General features: G+C 54.1%; 22 protein-coding genes, 2 tRNA genes and 3 pseudogenes. 6 read left to right on the top strand and 21 right to left on the bottom strand.

The window, feature by feature from the left end:
* Positions 1–156: 156 nt before the first annotated feature.
* Positions 157–534, bottom strand: coding sequence for a DUF3742 family protein (locus VGC62_RS23495; RefSeq protein WP_331189466.1), 378 nt, complete (start codon positions 532–534; stop codon positions 157–159).
* A gap of 375 nt (positions 535–909) precedes the next feature.
* Here VGC62_RS23495 and VGC62_RS23490 point away from each other — a divergent pair, with 375 nt between their 5' ends.
* From VGC62_RS23490 to VGC62_RS23480, 4 genes and pseudogenes are all read left to right on the top strand, one after another.
* Positions 910–1,224 (top strand): hypothetical protein, encoded by a 315-nt coding sequence (locus VGC62_RS23490; RefSeq protein WP_331189465.1) that lies wholly within the window; start codon positions 910–912, stop codon positions 1,222–1,224.
* A 7-nt stretch (positions 1,225–1,231) separates the two neighbouring features.
* Positions 1,232–2,390: pseudogene (mobH, locus tag VGC62_RS27835) on the top strand (MobH family relaxase); the annotation flags it as partial.
* 359 nt (positions 2,391–2,749) lie between these two features.
* Positions 2,750–3,163, top strand: a pseudogene (locus VGC62_RS27830) (conjugal transfer nickase/helicase domain-containing protein); the annotation flags it as partial.
* The gene (locus tag VGC62_RS23480) at positions 3,160–4,626 is read left to right on the top strand and encodes a site-specific integrase (RefSeq protein WP_331189464.1); all 1,467 of its coding nucleotides are present in this window, start codon (positions 3,160–3,162) and stop codon (positions 4,624–4,626) included. The pseudogene VGC62_RS27830 and the gene VGC62_RS23480, both read left to right, overlap by 4 nt.
* Before the next feature lie 323 nt (positions 4,627–4,949).
* Here the strand turns inward: VGC62_RS23480 and VGC62_RS23475 are convergent.
* The 18 genes from VGC62_RS23475 to VGC62_RS23390 form a co-directional block, all read right to left on the bottom strand.
* Positions 4,950–5,026: transfer RNA gene (locus VGC62_RS23475), tRNA-Pro, on the bottom strand.
* Between the two features lie 95 nt (positions 5,027–5,121).
* Positions 5,122–5,197: transfer RNA gene (locus VGC62_RS23470), tRNA-Lys, on the bottom strand.
* A 63-nt stretch (positions 5,198–5,260) separates the two neighbouring features.
* The gene (gene queC / locus VGC62_RS23465; RefSeq protein WP_331189469.1) at positions 5,261–5,935 is read right to left on the bottom strand and encodes a 7-cyano-7-deazaguanine synthase QueC; all 675 of its coding nucleotides are present in this window, start codon (positions 5,933–5,935) and stop codon (positions 5,261–5,263) included.
* 16 nt (positions 5,936–5,951) lie between these two features.
* Positions 5,952–6,599, bottom strand: coding sequence for a 7-carboxy-7-deazaguanine synthase QueE (queE, locus tag VGC62_RS23460; protein WP_331189463.1), 648 nt, complete (start codon positions 6,597–6,599; stop codon positions 5,952–5,954).
* A 173-nt stretch (positions 6,600–6,772) separates the two neighbouring features.
* Positions 6,773–7,588: a tol-pal system protein YbgF gene (gene ybgF / locus VGC62_RS23455; RefSeq protein WP_331189462.1), complete on the bottom strand. Its 816-nt coding sequence runs from the start codon at positions 7,586–7,588 to the stop codon at positions 6,773–6,775.
* 6 nt (positions 7,589–7,594) lie between these two features.
* Positions 7,595–8,095 carry a peptidoglycan-associated lipoprotein Pal gene (pal, locus tag VGC62_RS23450; protein WP_268799979.1) on the bottom strand — a complete coding sequence of 167 codons (501 nt, stop codon included), beginning with the start codon at positions 8,093–8,095 and terminating at the stop codon, positions 7,595–7,597.
* 52 nt (positions 8,096–8,147) lie between these two features.
* Entirely contained in the window at positions 8,148–9,398 is a 1,251-nt protein-coding gene (gene tolB, locus VGC62_RS23445) for a Tol-Pal system beta propeller repeat protein TolB (RefSeq protein WP_331189461.1), read from the bottom strand.
* Between the two features lie 47 nt (positions 9,399–9,445).
* Positions 9,446–10,525, bottom strand: coding sequence for a cell envelope integrity protein TolA (tolA, locus tag VGC62_RS23440; protein WP_331189460.1), 1,080 nt, complete (start codon positions 10,523–10,525; stop codon positions 9,446–9,448).
* Positions 10,525–10,989, bottom strand: coding sequence for a protein TolR (gene tolR, locus VGC62_RS23435; protein ID WP_414705841.1), 465 nt, complete (start codon positions 10,987–10,989; stop codon positions 10,525–10,527). The genes tolA and tolR overlap by 1 nt, the downstream gene beginning before the upstream one ends.
* Before the next feature lie 14 nt (positions 10,990–11,003).
* Positions 11,004–11,699: a protein TolQ gene (gene tolQ, locus VGC62_RS23430; protein WP_331189459.1), complete on the bottom strand. Its 696-nt coding sequence runs from the start codon at positions 11,697–11,699 to the stop codon at positions 11,004–11,006.
* A complete protein-coding gene (ybgC, locus tag VGC62_RS23425; protein ID WP_331189458.1) occupies positions 11,689–12,156 on the bottom strand; it encodes a tol-pal system-associated acyl-CoA thioesterase in 468 nt (155 codons plus the stop codon). The genes tolQ and ybgC overlap by 11 nt, the downstream gene beginning before the upstream one ends.
* A gap of 137 nt (positions 12,157–12,293) precedes the next feature.
* Positions 12,294–13,361 (bottom strand): Holliday junction branch migration DNA helicase RuvB, encoded by a 1,068-nt coding sequence (gene ruvB / locus VGC62_RS23420; protein ID WP_331189457.1) that lies wholly within the window; start codon positions 13,359–13,361, stop codon positions 12,294–12,296.
* The gene (gene ruvA, locus VGC62_RS23415) at positions 13,362–13,970 is read right to left on the bottom strand and encodes a Holliday junction branch migration protein RuvA (RefSeq protein WP_331189456.1); all 609 of its coding nucleotides are present in this window, start codon (positions 13,968–13,970) and stop codon (positions 13,362–13,364) included.
* 112 nt (positions 13,971–14,082) lie between these two features.
* On the bottom strand, positions 14,083–14,607 hold the full coding sequence (gene ruvC, locus VGC62_RS23410) for a crossover junction endodeoxyribonuclease RuvC (RefSeq protein ID WP_331189455.1): 525 nt from the start codon (positions 14,605–14,607) through the stop codon (positions 14,083–14,085).
* Between the two features lie 126 nt (positions 14,608–14,733).
* Positions 14,734–15,480 carry a YebC/PmpR family DNA-binding transcriptional regulator gene (locus tag VGC62_RS23405; protein ID WP_331189454.1) on the bottom strand — a complete coding sequence of 249 codons (747 nt, stop codon included), beginning with the start codon at positions 15,478–15,480 and terminating at the stop codon, positions 14,734–14,736.
* A 128-nt stretch (positions 15,481–15,608) separates the two neighbouring features.
* The gene (gene aspS, locus VGC62_RS23400; protein ID WP_331189453.1) at positions 15,609–17,384 is read right to left on the bottom strand and encodes an aspartate--tRNA ligase; all 1,776 of its coding nucleotides are present in this window, start codon (positions 17,382–17,384) and stop codon (positions 15,609–15,611) included.
* Positions 17,385–17,652: 268 nt separating this feature from the next.
* Positions 17,653–17,994, bottom strand: coding sequence for a ribbon-helix-helix domain-containing protein (locus VGC62_RS23395; RefSeq protein ID WP_331189452.1), 342 nt, complete (start codon positions 17,992–17,994; stop codon positions 17,653–17,655).
* Between the two features lie 462 nt (positions 17,995–18,456).
* Positions 18,457–18,930: a Dps family protein gene (locus VGC62_RS23390; protein ID WP_331189451.1), complete on the bottom strand. Its 474-nt coding sequence runs from the start codon at positions 18,928–18,930 to the stop codon at positions 18,457–18,459.
* Positions 18,931–19,332: 402 nt separating this feature from the next.
* Here VGC62_RS23390 and VGC62_RS27825 point away from each other — a divergent pair.
* A pseudogene (locus VGC62_RS27825) lies at positions 19,333–19,656 on the top strand (cold shock domain-containing protein membrane protein); the annotation flags it as partial.
* Positions 19,657–19,716: 60 nt separating this feature from the next.
* A complete protein-coding gene (locus VGC62_RS27820) occupies positions 19,717–19,938 on the top strand; it encodes a cold shock domain-containing protein (protein WP_004667445.1) in 222 nt (73 codons plus the stop codon).
* 78 nt (positions 19,939–20,016) lie between these two features.
* Here the strand turns inward: VGC62_RS27820 and VGC62_RS23380 are convergent, their stop codons facing one another.
* Together VGC62_RS23380 and VGC62_RS23375 are read right to left on the bottom strand one after the other, a co-directional pair.
* Positions 20,017–20,223 carry a SlyX family protein gene (locus VGC62_RS23380; RefSeq protein ID WP_331189449.1) on the bottom strand — a complete coding sequence of 69 codons (207 nt, stop codon included), beginning with the start codon at positions 20,221–20,223 and terminating at the stop codon, positions 20,017–20,019.
* Complete coding sequence (locus VGC62_RS23375) at positions 20,220–20,651, bottom strand: HIT domain-containing protein (RefSeq protein ID WP_331189448.1); 432 nt, start codon at positions 20,649–20,651, stop codon at positions 20,220–20,222. Before VGC62_RS23375 ends, VGC62_RS23380 begins: the two co-directional genes overlap by 4 nt.
* Positions 20,652–20,824 lie beyond the last annotated feature (173 nt).

Below are 20,824 nucleotides of genomic sequence, written 5' to 3'. Positions count from 1 at the left end.
TTAGGCTCGATGATGAGCGGACTTACAGTGGGTACGGGCGGCGCCAAGGATGCTGGTGGAAAAGGAGCTGAAACGGGACTTTCTATAGCCAAAGGAAAGATTTGAAACGAAAGCACCGAACCAGTGTTGATCTGAGATTTGGATCAACACTGCGTATCAATCAACACGCACTTCGTCGATGTAGAGACCAAAACCTTCAAAACCTTCACGCAGCTCAGCATTAGATGGTTTACTTTGCAGAATACCGATTCCGGAGTTCAAGCCGCCATTTTTGACTAACCCTAATGCGATAGAAAAGATCGCAAGAACTGCGAAGGCATACAACAGTCCCCACGCAGCAAAGAATGCGAAGGTACCGATCACGGCAGCACGAACAACCCACTTCACTGAATTGACGATAACGCTCGGCGCACCAATACGGCTGAATGAAGACCAAAGCGCTTTTTCAGAGCGAAGTATCCCACCCACACCACGGCCGAGCACATGCCCGATCCGCACTGCGGCGCTTCCGTTTTTGCGAGTTTCTGTGGTCATACTTCACCCCTGAATCGTCGTAAAACATGTCATTCTGATATCATTTATAGCCCTATTTCATGCTATATTCAACTCAATCCCCCTTAAAAATCAAGCTCACGACGAACAACACTTCACCAGGATCAGATTGCTCCGAGCCAATCCCACCAAGGCTTCCAGCCTGAGATTTCTGCCTCAGAAGATACTGATAACCGACCTGAAACAATCCCCAAGAGATTGCTTGTTGGATGCTTAAGATTGAGAACGTCCTTGATCACTAGATCTGCCTCAGCCATTAGGTGTTAGATTGGAAAATCTAGATCGTCTGTACTCAGAATGTATCACCCAGGGTTGGACTCCTGCCTCATATAACCCAAAAGGAAATGGCTGAAGCAAATGGAAAAGCGAAAGGTTTTAATGGAATGGGGCACAAGGGTAAGTGCCTTACCTGAAAAGGCCGTCGATGCCGACGGAAATGGTCAGCCACAAAAAGGAGTTCAGAAGCCAATACCGCCGGGCACGGCCCCAATGATGATTGCCGAACTGATTAAGCATCTACTTTTTTCATGTAAGCCCATGGCAGCACGCCAAAGCCATCACAAACCGGCCTCTTTGAAGCAGGCATACAATCCTGCCGGGGCAACCTTTCTAGAACTAATAAAGGTTTGGACTTGTTCCTCAGCGTTAGGTAGAGCAAAAGCCCACCAATGACCTCATCATGGGTGCCTCAATGCTCAAGTTTCTGTTGCGAAAAACAGCTTCCCCCCCTCCCTCCAAAAAGACAGCCGGCTTTCTAAAACCCGAGTCGCCCGACTCCCTGCTGGGTACGCCTCGCAGACGTAAACTGATCGAAAATATTTGGCAGCGTACTTCGCTATCTCGCAAACAATTCCAAACCCTTTACGTCGGCGCGTTCGAACGCTACGCCGCGCTGGTCCAGCAGCTCCCAGCCTCAGAAAACCATCACCATGCCTATCAGGGTGGCATGCTTGATCATGGTCTGGAGATTGTGGCCTACGCGCTGAAGATCCGGCAGATGTATCTACTGCCGATTGGGGCACCTCCCGAATCGCAAGCATCCCAGTCAGAGGCGTGGTCTGCTGCAGCGGCTTACGGTGCCCTTGTGCATGACTTGGGCAAAATCGCAGTCGACGTGCAAGTAGAACTGGTGGATGGAACAACCTGGCATCCATGGCATGGACCGTTGGATCAGCCGTACCGCTTCAAGTACGTCAAAGGCCGCGACTACCGACTGCACGGAGCAGCGTCCTCCCTCATCTACTCCAGCGTGATTCCGTCGTCAGCACTGGACTGGCTCAGCGGCTTTCCCGAGCTATGGGCTCAACTGGTGTTCGCTTTCGCGGGCCAGTACGAGCATGCCGATATTCTCGGTGAAATCGTTTCCCAAGCTGACCAGGCTTCCGTTGCTCAGGAACTTGGAGGCAATCCAGGTCGGGCGATGTCGGCCCCCAAACAGTCTATTCAACGACAACTGGCAGAAGGCTTACGGATGCTTGTGTCTGAGAAGTTCAAATTGAACCAGCCCAACGGACCCTCGGATGGGTGGCTGACGGCGGATGGTTTGTGGCTTGTCAGTAAACCTGCGGTAGACCAACTCAGAGCTCATTTACTGTCACAGGGCATTGAGCATATACCCTCGTCCAACGCCCCGATGTTCAACCTGCTCTAGGACCAGGCGATCATCCAGACTAACCCCGAAGGCAGGGCGATCTGGAAGGCCCACATCGACAATGGCCGGGGCTGGAAAAATAGCTTCACCGTTTTGAAAGTCTCGCCAGCTTTGATCTGGCCACAAGCCAGCGACCGGCCTGAACCCTACACAGGCATTCTGACCGTTGACTCTGCACCCGTTGCGAGTGAGGACGAAGAGACAACTCCTTCTCCCACAGAGCCGCTAGCGTCCACAAGCAAGAAGGGCTCGAAACCCAGCGGCACGGGTAGCGACCAAGAAGCGAACCCTTCACCGTCGAAAAAAGAACCCGCCCCAGAAAAAGACTTTAATGCGCTGGATGATTTACTCGAGCTATTCCCTGATCAAGTCGCTGAGTCAACGGACGCCCCTCCTGTGCCTGAGCCTGCCACTGATGAGCAGATTCCGTTCAGCGCTCCACCACAAACAACCACTCGCCTGAAACAGCCCATGCAATCCACCACAGCAACTGGAACAACCGATGACATGCAGATTGAGCAGATGAATCAAGATGTCCTCGACCCGAATACAAATCATGGCACGGCCTTTCTGAGATGGCTCAAAGACGGTGTGATCTCTCACAAGGTGATCATCAATGATGCCAAGGCACGCGTGCATACAGTAGACGGCACAGCCTTTTTGGTCAGCCCAGACATCTTTAAACGCTATGCACTGGAAAATCCCAGCATCGAGCGGCAGGCGCGAGAGCGGGACCTAGAAGCATGGCAATTGGTACAGCGTGCCTTTGAAAAATTGAAGAAGCATCGCAAGACGCCGACCGGCTTGAATATATGGACGTGCCTGGTCAAAGGACCTCGCAAGAGCAAAGAGTTGAGGGGCTACCTGCTTACAGATCCTACCGAAGCATTCAGCGAAGTGCCTTATGACAACCCAGTTCTGACGTTGGTAAATCTGGCGGATAAGGAAACATCCGAATGAATACGAGGACCCTCCCAGAGCTTACTGAGGAATACATACTGACCCACGATCTGCGCCCTGACACTGTGAAAATTTACAGGGCAGCGACCAAGTCATATGTGAATTTCTTCGGGGAATGCTTGGCCTGCGAGACTACTCATCGCGAAATGCTGAACTGGCGCAGATCTGAACTCGACAGAATCTCCAAGCGTAGCTGGAACACCTACTCAAGCCACTTGCGGACCGTCTATCGTTACGCAATGGAACACGGCCTGGTTGATTTCAAAGTCAATCCCCTAAGGGAGACCCGAGTTATCCCAACTAAGCGTCCCAAGAAGACCATAGTCAACGACGCAATAGTGCGCGCGCGCAGCTGGCTAGAAGTACTTGCCAGTGAGGAAAGCGAGACAATATCTCGAACTGAGATTACGCCAGCATGGTTTTGGCTATCTGTTTTCGAGATGTTTTACTACACAGGTTTAAGGCTTAACGCCCTGCTATGTTTGAGGTACGTCGATATTGACCTCAGCCAGCGGATGATTAAGGTCCGAGGGGAGACAGAGAAAACGCATCGTGAGTTCATGATTCCCGTACCTGACGGGCTAATGCCGCACCTGGAACGCATCATGACTGCAGCTCGGGCCCTAGACTTTCTTCCAAAGGATCAATTGTTCAACGTGAATCGCTTTTCAGGCCACTACCGTCGCAAAGAAATGAACTCTGATCAGGTCGAGGCGATGTTCAAAAAAGTTACCGCCATGACCGGTGTGAGAATTACGCCGCACAGATTTAGGCATACGATCGCTAGCGAGCTGATGAGACAGCCCGAGCGGAACATTCATCTCACAAAAACGTTGCTCAACCACTCCAACATCGCTACCACCATGGAGTACCTAGAGCCTGATTACGACATGATGCGCGAAGTCATGAACGAACGAGGAAGGCGACCTGCGAAGATCAGATACCTCTCCAAGGCTGACGCTGCCGTGCGAGCTGACAACCGGCCAAGGTTGCCAACCCCACTCAAGAGTTTGATATCTGCCCCAGCCACCCAAGCCCCATCAAATATCTCCCCCGCCGCGCCACAAAAAACCAGATCCAACCAGGATGCTGGCTCAGTTAGCCCTAAACATACAAAAATAGTGCCCCCGATAAGCTCCCATGAGCCGCCAAAAAGAGACCGCAGCGCAACGCAGGAACCCAGCCAGCAAAATAACCTACGTTGCCCAGCAGAGTACCTCGCGCCTTCAAGTCATGACGATGATCTGTTGCAGATATCAGGGCTACCATCGGACTGCTCCAGTCCAGAGGAGTTAGTCAGAAGCCTGGACCAAATCGCGCAGTGGCTGAGAAAGAATGTGACTAGGGAAAACGTACCTGTCAGAACATTGGATCAGGGGCCCTCGCAAAACCTACCTGATCAGATGCAACATTCCCGCTCAAACACCTTTAGTGATACTGGATGGAGCCCGCGTTCTGGATGACAGAGAAACTGCAAGCTCGCAGCCAGGAACGTCTGCTCTTAGAAAACGCATCCCGATTTCCACGGGTCGTCTTTTCTCGCCTAATGAACGCTGGGGTTAGGCCGATAGATGCTAGGCAAAGGAAATTTGGACAAAAAACGCCTTATCCACTCAGCTTTCGCTTCGAATAAGACGTTCCAATTTGACATCACCGAATGCCGGCGCTATGTTTCGCGACAGACGGCTGCTTGTCTGAGTGTAGATTCCATCAGATGGTAATGCCTGCCTTCAGCCTGAAGACGATCCACCTAATAGAATTTTAAGATCACAGCCACACAGCAATTTGGTCGGGGTAAGGGGATTCGAACTCCTGACATCCTGCTCCCAAAGCAGGCGCGCTACCGGACTGCGCTATACCCCGGTAAAACAAGGCACCTCTACAAGCTGCCTGCGACCTGATGCGAATGGCACCAGATCTTTAAGATTCCGCTCCAAGATTACTCTTGAAGCCAAAAATGGTGGGTCGTGTGGGATTCGAACCTACGACCAATTGGTTAAAAGCCAACTGCTCTACCAACTGAGCTAACGACCCGCTTCGTGGTGGCGCGTATATTACTGATTTCTCTCAGTAATTCAACACCTGTTTGCAAATATTTTAAAAGTAACGCGTGGGATCAGTCACCCCAGCCAATGCAAAGCCCTCAGCACGCAAGCGACAGCTGTCGCATTTACCGCATGCTCGCCCAAACTCGTCGGCCTGATAGCACGAAACCGTCAGACCGTAATCGACGCCCAGACGCACGCCTGCCTTGACGATATCGGCCTTGCTCAAATTCTGCAGCGGCGCCTGAATGGTGAAGCCTTGCCCTTCTACACCCGCCTTGGTAGCCAGGTTAGCCATGCGCTCGAATGACTCGATGAACTCCGGACGGCAATCGGGATACCCCGAGTAATCCACCGCGTTCACACCAATAAAGATGTCGCGAGCGCCCAGCACTTCTGCCCAGCCCAGCGCCAGCGATAGAAAAACCGTGTTGCGAGCAGGGACGTAGGTCACCGGAATACCTTCGCCCGGCGACTCAGGCACGGCAATGCTACTGTCGGTCAATGCCGAACCGCCGATACCATTGAGGTTAAGACCAATCACCTTGTGCTCCACGACGCCCAGGTCGTTGGCCACACGCACTGCCGCGTCCAGTTCAGCCCGATGACGCTGACCGTAATCAAAACTCATGGTGTAGCAGGAGTAGCCATCGGCACGTGCCATGGCAACGACGGTGGCCGAATCCAGACCGCCCGATAGAAGGATTACCGCTTTTTTCTCACTCATCACTTGCTCACTCATGTCAGCGCCCCGGCTCGTCGTTCCAGAGAAATTTATGCAACTGCAACTGCAAGCGGACTGGCAGGTTGTCAGCGACTATCCAGTCAGCAAGGTCGCGCGCACTCATGTCGTGATGACTGGGTGAAAACAATACCTCGCCCGCGCGACGCTCAAGCCCGTATTGAATGAGCTTGGAAACCGCCCAGTCGTAGTCTTCCCGAGAACAGATGACGAACTTGACCTGATCGTTGGACGTCAGCAGGTCAATGTTTTCATAACGGTTGCGGGTGACTTCTTTGGAACCGGGTGTTTTCAGATCGACAATCCGACTGACGCGAGAGTCCACCGCCGAGATGTCGAGCGCGCCGCTGGTTTCCAGGGATACTTCATAACCCGCATCGCACAGGCGCTTGAGCAGCCCTATCGCGTTCGGCTGGGCAAGAGGCTCGCCGCCCGTGACGCAGACATAGCGAGGACGATAGCTGGCAACTTGCTCAACCAACGAATCCAGCGTCTGAATAGTGCCGCCACTGAAAGCGTAGGCGCTGTCGCAGTAACCGCAGCGCAGCGGGCAGCCAGTGAGTCGCACAAATACCGTGGGCAGGCCAGCGGTGCGCGTTTCACCCTGCAACGAGTAAAAAACTTCGGTGATGCGTAATGTGTCTTGCATAAGAGCCACGGGCGTAACGGCTAAACAGGCCATCCGCCTCCGTCAGGCACTTCAAAGCACCCTGCGCACGCAGAATCCAGAGAAGCGAAATCAATACCGGAATTTCGGGTGCGAGATTCTAACGAAAAAAGCCGCGCAAAGCGCGGCTTTCTTGAATCAGCGGTCAAGCTCGATCAGAGACGCTGAAGGTCTCGTTGAGCCAACTGCGCGGCTGAAGTCCCCGGGTATTGGGCAACTACTTGCTGCAGGATGCCTTTGACCTTATCGGTGTGACCAAGGCGGCGCTCAACATCGGCCAGTTTGTACAGAGAGTCCGGCACTTTGGCATGCTTGGGATAATTCTGACTGACTTTGGCGAATGCCTGACCAGCACCTTGAAGGTCCCCTTTGGCCAGGTTCACCTCCCCCAACCAATACTGGGCGTTGCCCGCATACTGACTGTTGGGGTACTTGCGAAGGAAAGCTGTAAAGGCCTGACTGGCCTTGTCGAAATCCTTTGCCTTGATCAGATCGAAAGCAGCTTCGTAATAGAGCTTTTCTTTCGCTGGATCAGGAGGCTCACTGCCTGCCTGGGGTGCCCGAGCAGCCCCAGCAGGTGTTCCGCCGGCATTGATTGCGCCGTCGGATGAAGAATTATTGGCAGCGGGTGCAGCAGGTGCGCCGCCAGCGCCTATGCGCGAATCAAGGTCCTGATAACGCTCCAGCGCTTGTTGCTTCATTTGCTGGATATCGTTCTGCTGGACTTCGACTATTCCGCGCAAGCGCGAAATTTCATCCTGCATTTGTTGCAACTGCATGAACAGCTGACCTTGCGCCGAGGGTTGAGCCGTAGCCCCACCCCCGGCGTAGGCGCCGGCCGTACCATAACCTGATGGCGGATAACTGCTGCCAACAGAGCCAGAGTTGTCATCGACCACAGGAACCGCACCCCACGCTGCAAGCGGAAGGGTAAGAGCCAAAACGGTTAAAGCACGGCGGCACGTTCGCATGTCAAATTACTTACGCAGTTCGACGCGACGGTTTTGAGCCCAGGATTGCTCGTCGTTGCCGGTAGCAACTGGACGCTCTTCACCATAGGAAACCACTTCCAGCTGAGCTGGCGAAACGCCTTGCAGGACCAGGTAGCGTTGAACGGCTTTCGCACGACGCTCGCCCAGAGCCATGTTGTACTCACGAGTACCACGTTCGTCGGTGTTGCCTTCCAGAACTACGCGAGCGCCATTGCCTTTAAGGTCTTTAGCGTGAACGTCCAGAGCGCGCATGGCCTCTGGTTTCAGGTCCGAACTGTCGTATTCGAAGTAGAAGGTGGTGATTGCGCGCAGAGCAGCTTCTTCGCTCAGGCTGCCATCAACAGCACCGCTGTTAGCACCGTAACCAGCGTTTGGATCTACAGCAGCGCCTTCACCGGCATTGTCGCCGCCTTTGGACGAGCAACCTACAGCTACAGCCATGGCCAGAGCCAGCGCAGCAAATTTACCAAACTTAAGCATTTCCATCGTGAAACTCCTAATGAACCCCAGTGTGTTAAGTGAAACGTGAAACGCCGCGTCAGTTCAGGTAAGGGGACCAGGAAGGTTCTCTGACTTCGCCTTGAGCGGTAGGAAGCGGGAGCCTTACGCGTCCGTTAATGGACACGAGCATCAAGACTCCCCGGCCCTGCTGGCGGGTGGCGTAGATTACCATGGTGCCGTTGGGCGCAACAGTAGGCGACTCATCAAGGTTGCTGTCTGTGAGGATTTTAACGCTACCGCGCTGCAAATCCTGGGCTGCGACCTTGAAGTTGGTGAATCCATCCTGACGATGAATCATGACTAGCGTTTTTTCATCGGCCGACAACTTAGGGTTGGCGTTGTAGTTACCAATGAAAGTGACACGCTCCGCACCACCACCGTTAATACTGGTTTTATAGATCTGTGGTTTGCCACCACGATCGGACGTGAAGTAAATGGTTGAGCCATCTTTACCGAAGAAAGGTTCGGTATCGATAGAGGAATCATTGGTTACACGACTGATTTGACGGGACGCCAAGCTCATCACGTAGATTTCCGGGTTGCCATCTTTCGACAGAACGAACGCCAGCTTGCTGCCGTCCGGAGACCATGCAGGCGCGCCGTTCAGCCCTTCGAAGTTGGTCACCTGCTCGCGGCGGCCAGTATCGATATGCTGAATGAAGATGCGCGGACGCTTCTGCTCAAACGACACATAAGCGATGCGCTTGCCATCTGGCGCAAAGCGCGGTGACAGAATAGGTTCGCGCGACTGAAGCAGAGTCACCGCACGGGCACCGTCGTAATCCGAGCGCTGCAACGTGTAACGCGTGTTCATGCCGCCAAAACGCTCTGCGGTGACATACAGAATACGTGTGGAGAACGCACCTTTGATGCCGGTTAGTTTTTCAAACGACTGGTCAGCAATGTAGTGCGACATATCGCGTAGTTGATCAGGCGTGCCCGATACGTTGCCGGTCAATACCTGCTGTTCGGTCGCCACGTTGAACAGTGCGTACTGCACCTGCAGACGACCGCCCGCAGGGGTAATGTTGCCGACCATTACGTACTGCGCGCCCAGCGCTTTCCAGTCACGGAAGATGACTTCACTCGCCTGAGTCGGCAGGCTGATCATGTTCTGCTTTGGAATCGGCGTGTAATAGCCGGAGTTGAGCATGTCGTTGCTGATGATCGCCGACATGTCTTCTGGCAGCACATTGCCGCCTTGCCAGCCAAACGGCACAACGGCAATCGGCGTCGCGCGATCACTGCCGCTGGTGACCAGAATGTTTTTTTCGTCGGCAGCGACCATGCCCGCTGCGCAACATAGAACGACAAGCAATCCTCGAAGAAGGTTAATCACAAGGCTAGATCCTCTGGTGTGAATGTCATCTTGAATGACCGGTAAGGTGCGAAATCAGAAGGTTTCAGACCCTGCATCTCTGTCAAGCGACCAATATTCTTGACCGCAGCAACCGCTGAACTGTCGAAAGACCCGTCTCCGCTGGACTTGGAAACGTTGACCGTGGTGATCGTACCGTCCGGCAACATGCCAATCTGCAAGACCACCGTCATGCCTTTGCGCGCCGAAGGAGGTCGAGCCCAGCCTTCTGCCGCTCGCGAGCGAATCAAGTCGTCAAAGCTACCCGCTGTTTCGTCGCCCCGCTCATCAGCCAAGGCCTGTTGGCGCTCCGGCTTGTCGGAAAGCAGGTCAGCCAGTGCCTGAGCCTTTTTGTCCTCCGCCGATTTGCGCGCAGCTTCCTGAGCCTTCTTGGCAGAGTCCGCAGCCGCCTTTTTCTTGCTGTCCTCAGCCGCTTTTTTCTTCGCGTCGTCGGCAGCCTGTTTCTTGGCGTCTTCAGCTGCTTTCTTTTTCGCGTCGTCGGCGGCCTGCTTCTTGGCTTCTTCAGCGGCAGCGCGCTTGGCGTCTTCCTCAGCCTTTTTCTTCGCGTCGTCTTCAGCTTTCTTCTTGGCTATATCAGCCAATTGTTTCTCTTCTGCAGCTTTCTTCGCGTCATCGGTTTTCTTGGCCTCGGCCTTTTTGGCGTCATCCGCCTTTTTGGCCTCGTCGGCTTTCTTGGTTTCTTCAGCCTTTTGTTCTTCGGCTTTTTGAGCAGCTTCCTCTTTCTTTTGTTCCGCCGCCTTCACCGCTTCCTGCTTCTCCTGCTCAACTTTTTTCTGTTCCATCTGTTCGACTTCTGTTTGTCGCGCAGCGGATTTCTTTGCCTCACCAGCAAGCTTCTGGTTGGTCTGGGTCGTCGCCTGACTTTTCGACTTCAACTGATAGAGCGTGGCCTGAACGATAGGCTTGGCCTCAGGCAGTTCCGGCGTCATGGCGAAACTGACAAAGAGCAGGCCAAAAATCAGGACATGCAACGCCACAGCCCAAACGGTGGGCCAGAAGTAGCTTTCCGAGGCTGTCGGCTCTCGAATTGGCTGCATCAGGGCGCCTCAGTAATCAAACCAACGTTCCCGACCCCGGCCTTCTGTAACCCACCCATCGTGCCCATGACCGATCCGTAATCGACAGTTTTGTCGCCACGAATAAAGACCTGGGTCTGTTTACCGGCTTCACGGCCGGCGGCGATGATCTTGGTCACGGCACTGGTCAGCTGCGGCAAGGTCATGGCCTTGTCCATCTGCTTGTCGGTATCGACTTCAGTGCCAAGGTTCCAGTAATAGGTCTTGTCAGCCTTGATCGAAATAGTCAGGACCTGATTGTTGTTGTCCTGCGGCAAAGCCTCGCTGGAGACCTTGGGCAGATCAACCTTCACGCCCTGGTTAATCATTGGCGCGGTCACCATGAAAATGACCAGCAGCACCAACATCACGTCGATGTATGGCACCACGTTCATTTCGGCGACCGGCTTGCGTTTTTTTCGTCGATCGCGAGCGATTAAAGCCATTTGGAAATACCTGCCTAGTCTTCGCTGGTGTGCACTTTACGGTGCAGGATTGCCTGGAATTCGTCGGCGAATGTGTAGTAACGGCCAATCAGGTTTTCACCGCGAGCGGCGAAACGGTTGTAGGCGATTACTGCAGGAATTGCTGCGAACAGACCAATGGCGGTGGCGATCAGTGCTTCGGCGATACCCGGTGCGACAGTCGCCAGGGTCGCCTGTTGCGCAGTGGCCAGACCACGGAAGGAGTTCATGATCCCCCAGACAGTACCGAACAGGCCTACATAGGGGCTGGTTGAACCGACCGTGGCAAGAAAAGGCAGACTTTGCTCGAGCTTTTCTTCTTCACGGGAAATGGCAACGCGCATGGCTCGCGCCACACCTTCCATGACCGCATCAGGGTCGACGCCCGGTTGTTGGCGCAGACGGGAGAACTCCTTGAAACCAGCTCGGAAGATCTGCTCCACACCAGAATCCGGGTCCGGATTGCTGCCTGCCTGACGGTAAAGTTTCGACAGGTCGATGCCCGACCAAAAACGCTCTTCGAAGCTTTCCAGCGCACGGCGCCCTGCACGCAGCAAACTGCTGCGCTGAAAAATCATGACCCACGAAGTGATTGAAGCAGCCACCAGGATCAGCATCACCAATTGAACGACTACGCTGGCATTGCTGACCAAACTCCACATGGAGGAATGGTCGACGACGTTAGCTTCCACGCTGTATCTCCTGCTCTGAATGTGTACCCGCGCCGCTCTGACCGGCAAAGGCCGTGCGCAGAGCTTCGGGAATGGCCCGGGGTTTCAAACTGTCGGCGCGCACACACGCCACTAAAAACTGCCCCTCGCAGAGCAGCACATCATCCGCTACCCGCCTGACTTGCTGATGAAAGCGCAGGCTGACACGGTTCAATTCGGTCACATCGGCGCTGACCAGCAGCTCATCATCCAACCGCGCAGGCTTGTGGTAACGGGCCTCACAGGAATGCACGACGAACAACAGGTTCTCACCGGCCAGTGCGGACTGGGCAAATCCCAACTCCCGCAGCCGCTCGGTACGAGCCCGCTCCATGAATTTCAAATAATTTACGTAATAAACGATGCCGCCTGCATCGGTGTCCTCGTAATAAACGCGACAGCGATGTGAGAACGACTGCCCCCCGTTTTGCGCGCGCATACTCTAGTGCTTACTCCTCAGGTTGCCAATCCGGCCAGGCAACTGTTTTTCATCAATTTTGCCGCTGACCTGTCGCCGCTTTATCGCGACTGCCCGTCAGACCATGAAACATCCGAATAAATCGCCCACCGTCACTTTTAATCATCAAGATCTTCGAGATCATCGACAGGCGTGCTCAACGTTGGCAGCTCACCCATGCGCGCAGGAATGTTCAGACCAAAATGCAGATAGGCATGGCGCGTCACCACGCGGCCACGAGGCGTGCGCATGATATAGCCTTGTTGGATCAAATAGGGCTCAAGTACATCTTCAATAGTGTGTCGTTCTTCACTAATTGCAGCAGCAAGGTTGTCCACCCCGACCGGCCCGCCATCAAACTTCTCGATCATGGTCAAAAGCAGGCGTCGATCCTGATGATCGAAGCCTCGTTCATCGACATCCAGCAAGTTAAGCGCAAGGTCGGCGATCTCTTTGGTGATCTGCCCCTGCGCACGCACTTCAGCGAAATCCCGAACGCGGCGTAGCAGCCGATTGGCAATACGTGGAGTGCCGCGAGCCCGTCGAGCAATCTCGAACGCACCGGCATCTTCGATGTGCAAACCGAGGATGCCAGCAGAACGCGAGACGATGGTGGCAAGATCCGCGATGTTGTAGAACTCCAGGCGCTGCACAATCCCGAATCGATCACGCAGCGGATTGGTCAACATGCCAGCACGGGTTGTCGCGCCCACCAGCGTGAACGGCGGCAGGTCAAGCTTGATGGAGCGGGCGGCAGGGCCCTCTCCGATCATGATGTCGAGCTGGAAGTCCTCCATCGCCGGGTACAGCACTTCCTCGACAATGGGCGAAAGACGATGAATCTCGTCGATAAACAAGACATCGTGCGGCTCAAGGTTAGTCAGAATCGCAGCCAGATCGCCAGGACGTTCCAGAACAGGCCCGGAAGTGCTTTTAATCGAAACGGACATTTCCTGGGCAATGATGTTGGCCAGCGTCGTTTTGCCCAAGCCCGGCGGGCCGAAGATCAGCGTATGGTCCAACGCTTCGTTGCGCCCACGCGCAGCCTGAATGAACAACTCCATTTGCTCGCGCACGGTGGGCTGACCGATATAGTCAGCCAGGCTAAGAGGCCGGATCGCCCGGTCCAGCTGCTCATCACGGTCACGTCCACCCGTGGCGGCTATCAGGCGGTCGGCATCAATCACTTAAACCATCCCCTTGAGTGCGCGTCGGATCAAATCTTCACTGCTCAAATTTTTGTCCTTGATGGCGGAGATTGCCTTGCTCGCCTCTTGAGGCTTGTAGCCCAGGGAAACAAGCGCACTGACCGCATCGGACTCTGCCGTTGCCTGTTGTACAGGCGCTCCAGGGCCCTCGGTCACCAGCGTAAATGCCCCAGGCAATGTGTCCCACGCCTTGAAGCGATCCTTGAGTTCGACCAGCAATCGTTCCGCGGTTTTTTTGCCAACGCCAGGCACACGAGTCAATGCCGAGGTGTCCTGAGCCTGAACGCAACGCACCAAATCATCGACTTCAAGCGTTGACATCAGGGCCAGTGCCAGTTTAGGCCCGACACCGTTGAGGCGAATCAACTCACGAAACATCTCGCGATCACGCTTTTCGTAAAAACCGAACAACAGCTGCGCATCCTCACGGACCACCAGATGCGTATGCAGGGTCACCTGTTCGCCAAGGTGCGGCAATCTGTAAAGGGTAGTCATGGGGACTTCAATTTCGTAACCCACACCGCCGACATCGAGCACCAGATGTGGCGGCTGCTTCTCGACCAATGAACCGCGTAAACGTCCAATCACCTATCGGATCCTTATTGATAACCGGGTAGTGCTCCATCCCGGCTTGACCGTGCTCGCCATGTTTGCAGGACTTGCGCGACCTGCAAATGAAAATTTATGAGTGAATGATGCGTCACAGACGCAAACGTCCACCACGACTGCGCGCCGTACTCAAGCCATGAGGAATAAGACTGGACCGGGTATGCGCATGGCACAACGCAATTGCCAAGGCATCCGAGGCGTCTATTTGCGGCTTTTGCGTCAGCTTCAGCAAATGCATGACCATCATCATCACCTGCTCTTTATTTGCACCGCCCGTTCCGACAATGGCTTGTTTGACCTGAGTCGCTGTGTATTCGGCGATTTCCAGGCTTTCTTCGGCGGCGGCGACAATGGCGGCACCTCTCGCCTGTCCGAGTTTGAGCGCGGAATCCGCATTTTTGGCCATGAATACTTTTTCAATGCCCATGGTCATCGGGCCGTAGGTCTGAATGACTTCCCTCACCCCTCGAAAAACGATCTGCAGACGTTCGTGCAACAAGCCACCCCCAGTACGAATACAGCCCGACGCCACGTACACACAGCCGCGTCCGGTATCACGCACAACGCCATAACCGGTAATTCGTGAACCGGGATCGATACCTAGGATAAGAGTCATAACGCCTGCAGCATGAGAAGTGGCACACACAATGAAACGCAGCATAAAGGCAGAAGCCGGAGGCCGATAGCGATGAGATCATCAGCGCTTCGTTTCTCCGGCTTCACTGTCCTGACAAAAACACCGTTAGCCAAGCTGCTCCAGAACATCGTCTGGAATTTCAGCATTGGAATAAACGTTCTGAACGTCATCCAGGTCTTCAAGCATGTCGATCAGCTTGAGGACCTTTTCAGCCATCTCAAGATCAAGCACCGCACTGGTGGTCGGCTGCATCACGATTTCAGCATCAGTGACATTGAAACCGGCAGCTTCAATCGCGGTGCGCACAGAATAAAAGCTCGCAAAAGACGTAAAGACATCAATGGAGCCGTCCTCATTGGTGACGATGTCGTCAGCGTCAGCTTCCATCGCCGCCTCAATGAGCGAATCCTCATCGACGCCGGCAGCAAAGGATATTTGCCCCTTGCGCTCGAACAGATAAGCAACTGAGCCATCAGTGCCAAGGTTGCCGCCGCACTTGCTGAACGCGTGACGAACAGCCGCCGCGGTACGGTTTCGGTTGTCAGTCATGGTTTCAACCATGATCGCCACCCCACCTGGTCCGTAGCCTTCATAACCTAACTCTTCAACATCGTTGCCATCGTCGGCACCGACACCTCTGGCAACCGCACGATCGATAGTGTCGCGGGTCATGTTTGCGCCCAGGGCCTTGTCCAACGCCAGACGCAAACGTGGGTTCGAGCCCGGATCACCGCCGCCCTGCCGAGCAGCAACGGTCAGCTCGCGAATCCACTTGGTGAAAATCTTGCCTTTCTTGGCATCCTGACGCTCTTTGCGGTGCTTGATGTTCGCCCACTTGGAATGACCAGCCATAACACGCTCCAAACCTTGAAACACGAACGTCTTCAACTTGATGACTCAAGCGAAGACGCTTTACTCAATACGAGCCCACTAAGGGCCAAAAGACAGGGCGCAACGATGAATAATGCGCCCTACCCGGTTTACTCAGCCTTTGGCTGCTCACGCAGACGGATGTGCAACTCGCGCAACGCTTTGGCATCAACGGCACCAGGCGCCTGGGTCATGACGTCAGCAGCACTCTGGGTTTTCGGGAAGGCGATCACTTCACGAATCGACTGGGCGCCAGTCATTAGCATGACCAGACGGTCCAGACCGAACGCCAAACCACCGTGCGGCGGAGCACCGTATTTCAACGCGTCGAGCAGGAAGCCGAACTTCTCTTGTTGCTCGTCTTCGGAAATGCCCAACAGGCGGAAGACCGCTTGTTGCATTTCCTTGCGGTGAATACGGATCGAACCACCGCCCAGCTCTGTGCCATTGAGGACCATGTCGTAGGCACGGGACAACGCGGTGGCAGGATTGGCCTCCAGCTCTTCAGGCGAACACTTGGGTGCAGTGAAGGGGTGGTGCAATGCCGTGAAGCTGCCGTCGTCGTTCTCTTCGAACATCGGAAAGTCAATGACCCACATCGGTGCCCACTCGCAAGTGTGCAGCTTGAGGTCGTTACCGATCTTGATGCGCAGAGCGCCCAGGGCTTCGCTGACGATTTTGAACTTATCGGCACCAAAGAACACAATGTCGCCGTCAACCGCGCCAACGCGATCAAGAATGACTTCAAGATTGTCCTCAGGGATGAACTTGACGATCGGCGACTGCAGGCCTTCGGCACCTTTGGCGCGCTCATTGACCTTGATATACGCCAGGCCCTTGGCACCGTAAATGCTGACAAATTTGGTGTAATCGTCAATCTGACTGCGTGGCATGGACGCAGCACCCGGGACACGCAATGCTGCAACACGACCTTTAGGATCGTTGGCCGGGCCGCTGAACACCTTGAACTCAACCCCGGTCAGTTGGTCGGCAACATCGACCAACTCCAGCGGAATACGTAGATCCGGCTTGTCAGAGCCGTAGCGACGCATGGCTTCTTCGAAGGTCATGTGTGGGAAGTCATCGAACTCAAGATCCAGCACTTCCTTGAAGAGCTTACGGATCATTTCTTCGGTGATGCCCATGATGTCGGCTTCGTTCAGGAAGCTGGTTTCGATATCGATCTGAGTGAACTCAGGCTGACGATCGGCACGCAAGTCTTCGTCACGGAAACACTTGGCAATCTGGTAGTAGCGGTCGAAGCCGGCAACCATCAGCAACTGTTTGAACAGTTGAGGCGACTGCGGCAAGGCAAAAAAGCTGCCAGGGTGGGTGCGGCTCGGCACCAGGTAGTCACGCGCGCCTTCAGGGGTGGCACGGGTAAGGATCGGGGTTTCGACGTCGAGGAAACCGTTGCCGTCGAGGAAGCCGCGGATACTGGACGTGATGCGCGAACGCAGACGCAGCTTTTCAGCCATTTCCGGACGACGCAGATCAATGAAACGATAGCGCAGGCGGGTTTCTTCGCCGACGTCGGAATATTCATTCAAGGGGAACGGGGGCGTCTCCGATTCGTTCAGCACTTCCAGGTCGTAACCCAGAACCTCAATGGCACCGGACGCCATGTTTGCGTTAACCGCGCCAGCCGGACGGGCACGGACTTTGCCCCGAACCTTGACAACGTACTCGCTGCGAACACGGTCAGCAGCGGCAAATGTGTCAGCACGATCAGGGTCGAAAACCACCTGGGCCAAACCTTCGCGGTCACGAATATCGAGGAAAATCACCCCGCCGTGGTCGCGACGGCGATGGACCCATCCGCATAGGGTAATTTCCTGACCTTCCAGGCTCTCGTTGAGTTGGCCGCAATAATGGCTGCGCATCATGATCGTGTTTTCACTTCTCGTAATTCGGAATTCAGTGGAGCTCTCACTGTCACTGGCGGGCAATGGTGCGAGAGCTTTGGCATGCAGTTCAACCCAGCGGTCTATCCCTGCCGTCCATAGTAAGGCGAAGGATTATATAGGGTTAATCAAGGCTGTGCAGCCGCGCAGATAGACTGTCTATCTGCGCGGCCCTGAATGCGGGCACAAGACAACCCGCAGGATGCAGGTCCGCCGAAAGCGAACCTGCGAAATTTTCATTCCATCCGTATCACGCTTTCGACAGCGGCAAATCATCAGTTTTCAATACATGAGCTACACACACCACGCGGATCAACCCGCTAAAGTTTTTTACCCCTCCGTGCCTCAGGTGTACCTCCCTGTCGACATACGACAGAACAGAATTGATAGAACAACGATTAAGCCGTGCGATCTCGGACAGGATATTCCAATAAACCTCTTCAAGACGCAAACAGGTTGCAAGACCATTCAACCTCACCGACCGCGAATGAGGCTGCGCAAGTTCCATATTGAAATCCTCGACAAAGGGATCACTTCGAATTCCGATACTCCCACCTAAATCCCCGACTTCTCGAGCCACTCCTCGAACCATGATGCCTCCGTTTTTCCGTTACTTGATTCAACACATTAAGAAACATCCAAAAACAAATGAATGCATCTCTATCAAGCCTTATTCAGGTTCTTTTATCCAGCAGGTGCAACACCTGAACGCTGTAGGAGACAACCATTTTTACTTGAGGAATATAGGAGCCTGATTGTAGAAAAACAGCGAAAGTCGGCAAGGGTAATAATTATTTATTTTTTGTACTCCCCCTATACAGAATCGAAATTAAAAAACCGTCAAGCAGCCAGCTGGCCCCATGCCTGACGACAAATGTCCACAGGCCAAAGGCTGATCGGCATCATGAGTACGCGGAGACGACACAGAGAGAGAGCGACCGTGCCTGCTGAAGCGATGGCTGAAAGCCAAACGTCAGCCCATTGGCTGGGCATCAGCCAGACTGACCCTATTGAAATGGGCGAACGGCACGTTGCATGCCGCACGCCCTTTGCATTAGTTGGTTTCCAACATGGAACGAAGCATCCATGCGGTCTTTTCATGCACTTGCATACGCTGAGTCAACAAGTCAGCGGTAGGTTCGTCACTGACCTTATTGAGCAGTGGAAATATACCGCGAGCGGTTCGCGTGACAGCTTCCTGACCTTGTACCAGCGAGCGAATCATATCTTCAGCACTTGGCACGCCATCCTCTTCCTTGATAGAAGACAAACGTGCATAAGTGGAGTAAGTACCTGGCGCAGGAAAACCCAACGCACGAATTCTCTCAGCGATCAAATCCACCGCCAATGCCAGCTCGTTATACTGCTCCTCAAACATCAAGTGCAGAGTACGAAACATCGGACCGCTGACATTCCAGTGAAAATTATGGGTTTTCAAGTAAAGCACATAGGTATCCGCTAACAGGTGCGAAAGACCTTCCACGATCGACTTGCGATCTTCCTTGCTAATACCGATATCAATTGCCATGTTTTTCCCCTTTGCAGGATAGTGTTTTCCAAACAGATGCCAACCACTCTAGCAAGAGAATGCTGCAAACGCAGCTATCTATCGGTATAGGTCCGCGAACCCAAAAAAAAAACCTCGACTCGCGCTTTGGGCTCGGCGCCCTCTCAAGAAGGCCCACCCCACGCCAGCGAGCCAAAATAAAGTCAAAAGGCCACCAACCCTGACTTACACCTCCCCTAAGCGCTTGATTTGAGTAGCTCTCGGCTTTGCTGTTAAATACACCGCGTGTCGCTATCGATTTGCCAACTGGCTATAGCGCATAGGCTGACTCGACCGGAGTGCATCACGCCTTCCATTTTTCAGAAGCGTACCGAAGGCCATCAGCTATTTCCTTGTGATCCATCTTAATGTGAGTCATTCAAAATGTTGAAAATAGTCCACCTGCTAACGGGCGCAGCTGCCCTGCTGCTGTCATTCATACCTGGCCTGCGTAGTGAGGCCTTGTCTTCCTACCTGTCCCAACCTGATGCGCTGTATCTGGCATTCTTCGGGTTGCTGAACCTGGTGCTTGCCCCAGTGATCCCCTATTGGAACAGAGGACCACGCCACCAATTGCAAAACCTGGTCAGCGCATTGCTCATCCTTGCTGTCGTCCTTCAAACCATGATCCTGCTCGTACCCCTTGAAACTATCGCTGGCCAACCTGCCATTCTGGTCAGCCTGATCGCCGTTGTGATAGCAGTAGCTCTGCATCTGGCCGTCAGCTTCTATAAGTCATCCCCTACCCCTGCCGCCCAGAACCACGACTTGGGCAACCGCGATACCGGCACAGTGAAATGGTTTAACACCTCCAAAGGGTTCGGCTTCATTTCCCGCGACTCCGGCGACGATATCTTCGTGCATTTCCGCGCCATTCGCGGAGAAGGTCATCGGGTTCTGGTCGAAGGCCAGCGCGTGGAGTTTTCCGTGATGAACCGCGATAAAGGCCTGCAAGCCGAAGATGTGATTGCTGCACTGCCTCGCAGATAAAAATCTGTCGATAAAAAACCGCGCCCCTGAACAGAGCGCGGTTTTTTTGAGCCTGCTATACGCAGTGCTGCCTGCGCCTCAATAATGAGGCGGCGGCGCATCTTCCTCAGACGCTTCGAATTGCCCGCCCATTTCATCCTGCCGTTTTATCAAGGCGGCGACCTGCCGCTGCAACCGCTCCAACGAGCGCTGCTGAGTCACCAAAACGTCATTGAGCGCCTGGAGGGTATCGTCCTGAAACGCCAAACGGCTTTCCAGCTCCATGACTCGCTCGTCAAGGCTCATAGCGGTGTCTCCACGAACGTAAAGTCCTCGGTGAGTACTGCCCTCAACTGCGTGATGATTGCTGCAACCTCATCGGCAGAATAAGGCAATGCCGGATGTTTGCCCCAGACCGGGGCCGGCCATGCCGCATCGTTACGGTGGCGAACGATGACATGCATGTGCAACTGACTTACCACGTTCCCCAACGCTGCGACATTCATCTTGTCTGCCTTGAACAACTGCTTGAGGGTTTGTGACAAAACCGTGGTCTCTTGCCACAGTTGCGCCTGCTCCGTCCCGGACAGCTGAAATATCTCACTTACATCAGCCCGCCGGGGCACCAGAATGAACCACGGGTAATGCGAGTCATTCGACAACAGCAGCCGACACAGTGGGAAGTCGCCTACAGCCAAAGTGTCCTGCATTAACCGCGAATCTAAGACAAACACATATAACTCCTGACTAATGGGTAACATTTGGTGCCGCACTTCGAAGTGCCTGGCTCGCAATACCGAGCAGCATACTCGGGAACAGAATTTGAATCATACGATCGACGGTATTTCAAGGCACACCTCCAAGCACCATGGATTTTGGGCCGGCCCAGGTGCAATAGCCTTTTTTG

It is taken from the genome of Pseudomonas sp. (assembly GCF_036404235.1).
In the GTDB taxonomy this organism is placed as follows: domain Bacteria; phylum Pseudomonadota; class Gammaproteobacteria; order Pseudomonadales; family Pseudomonadaceae; genus Aquipseudomonas.
This window is presented reverse-complemented; position numbering and strand designations above follow the sequence as displayed.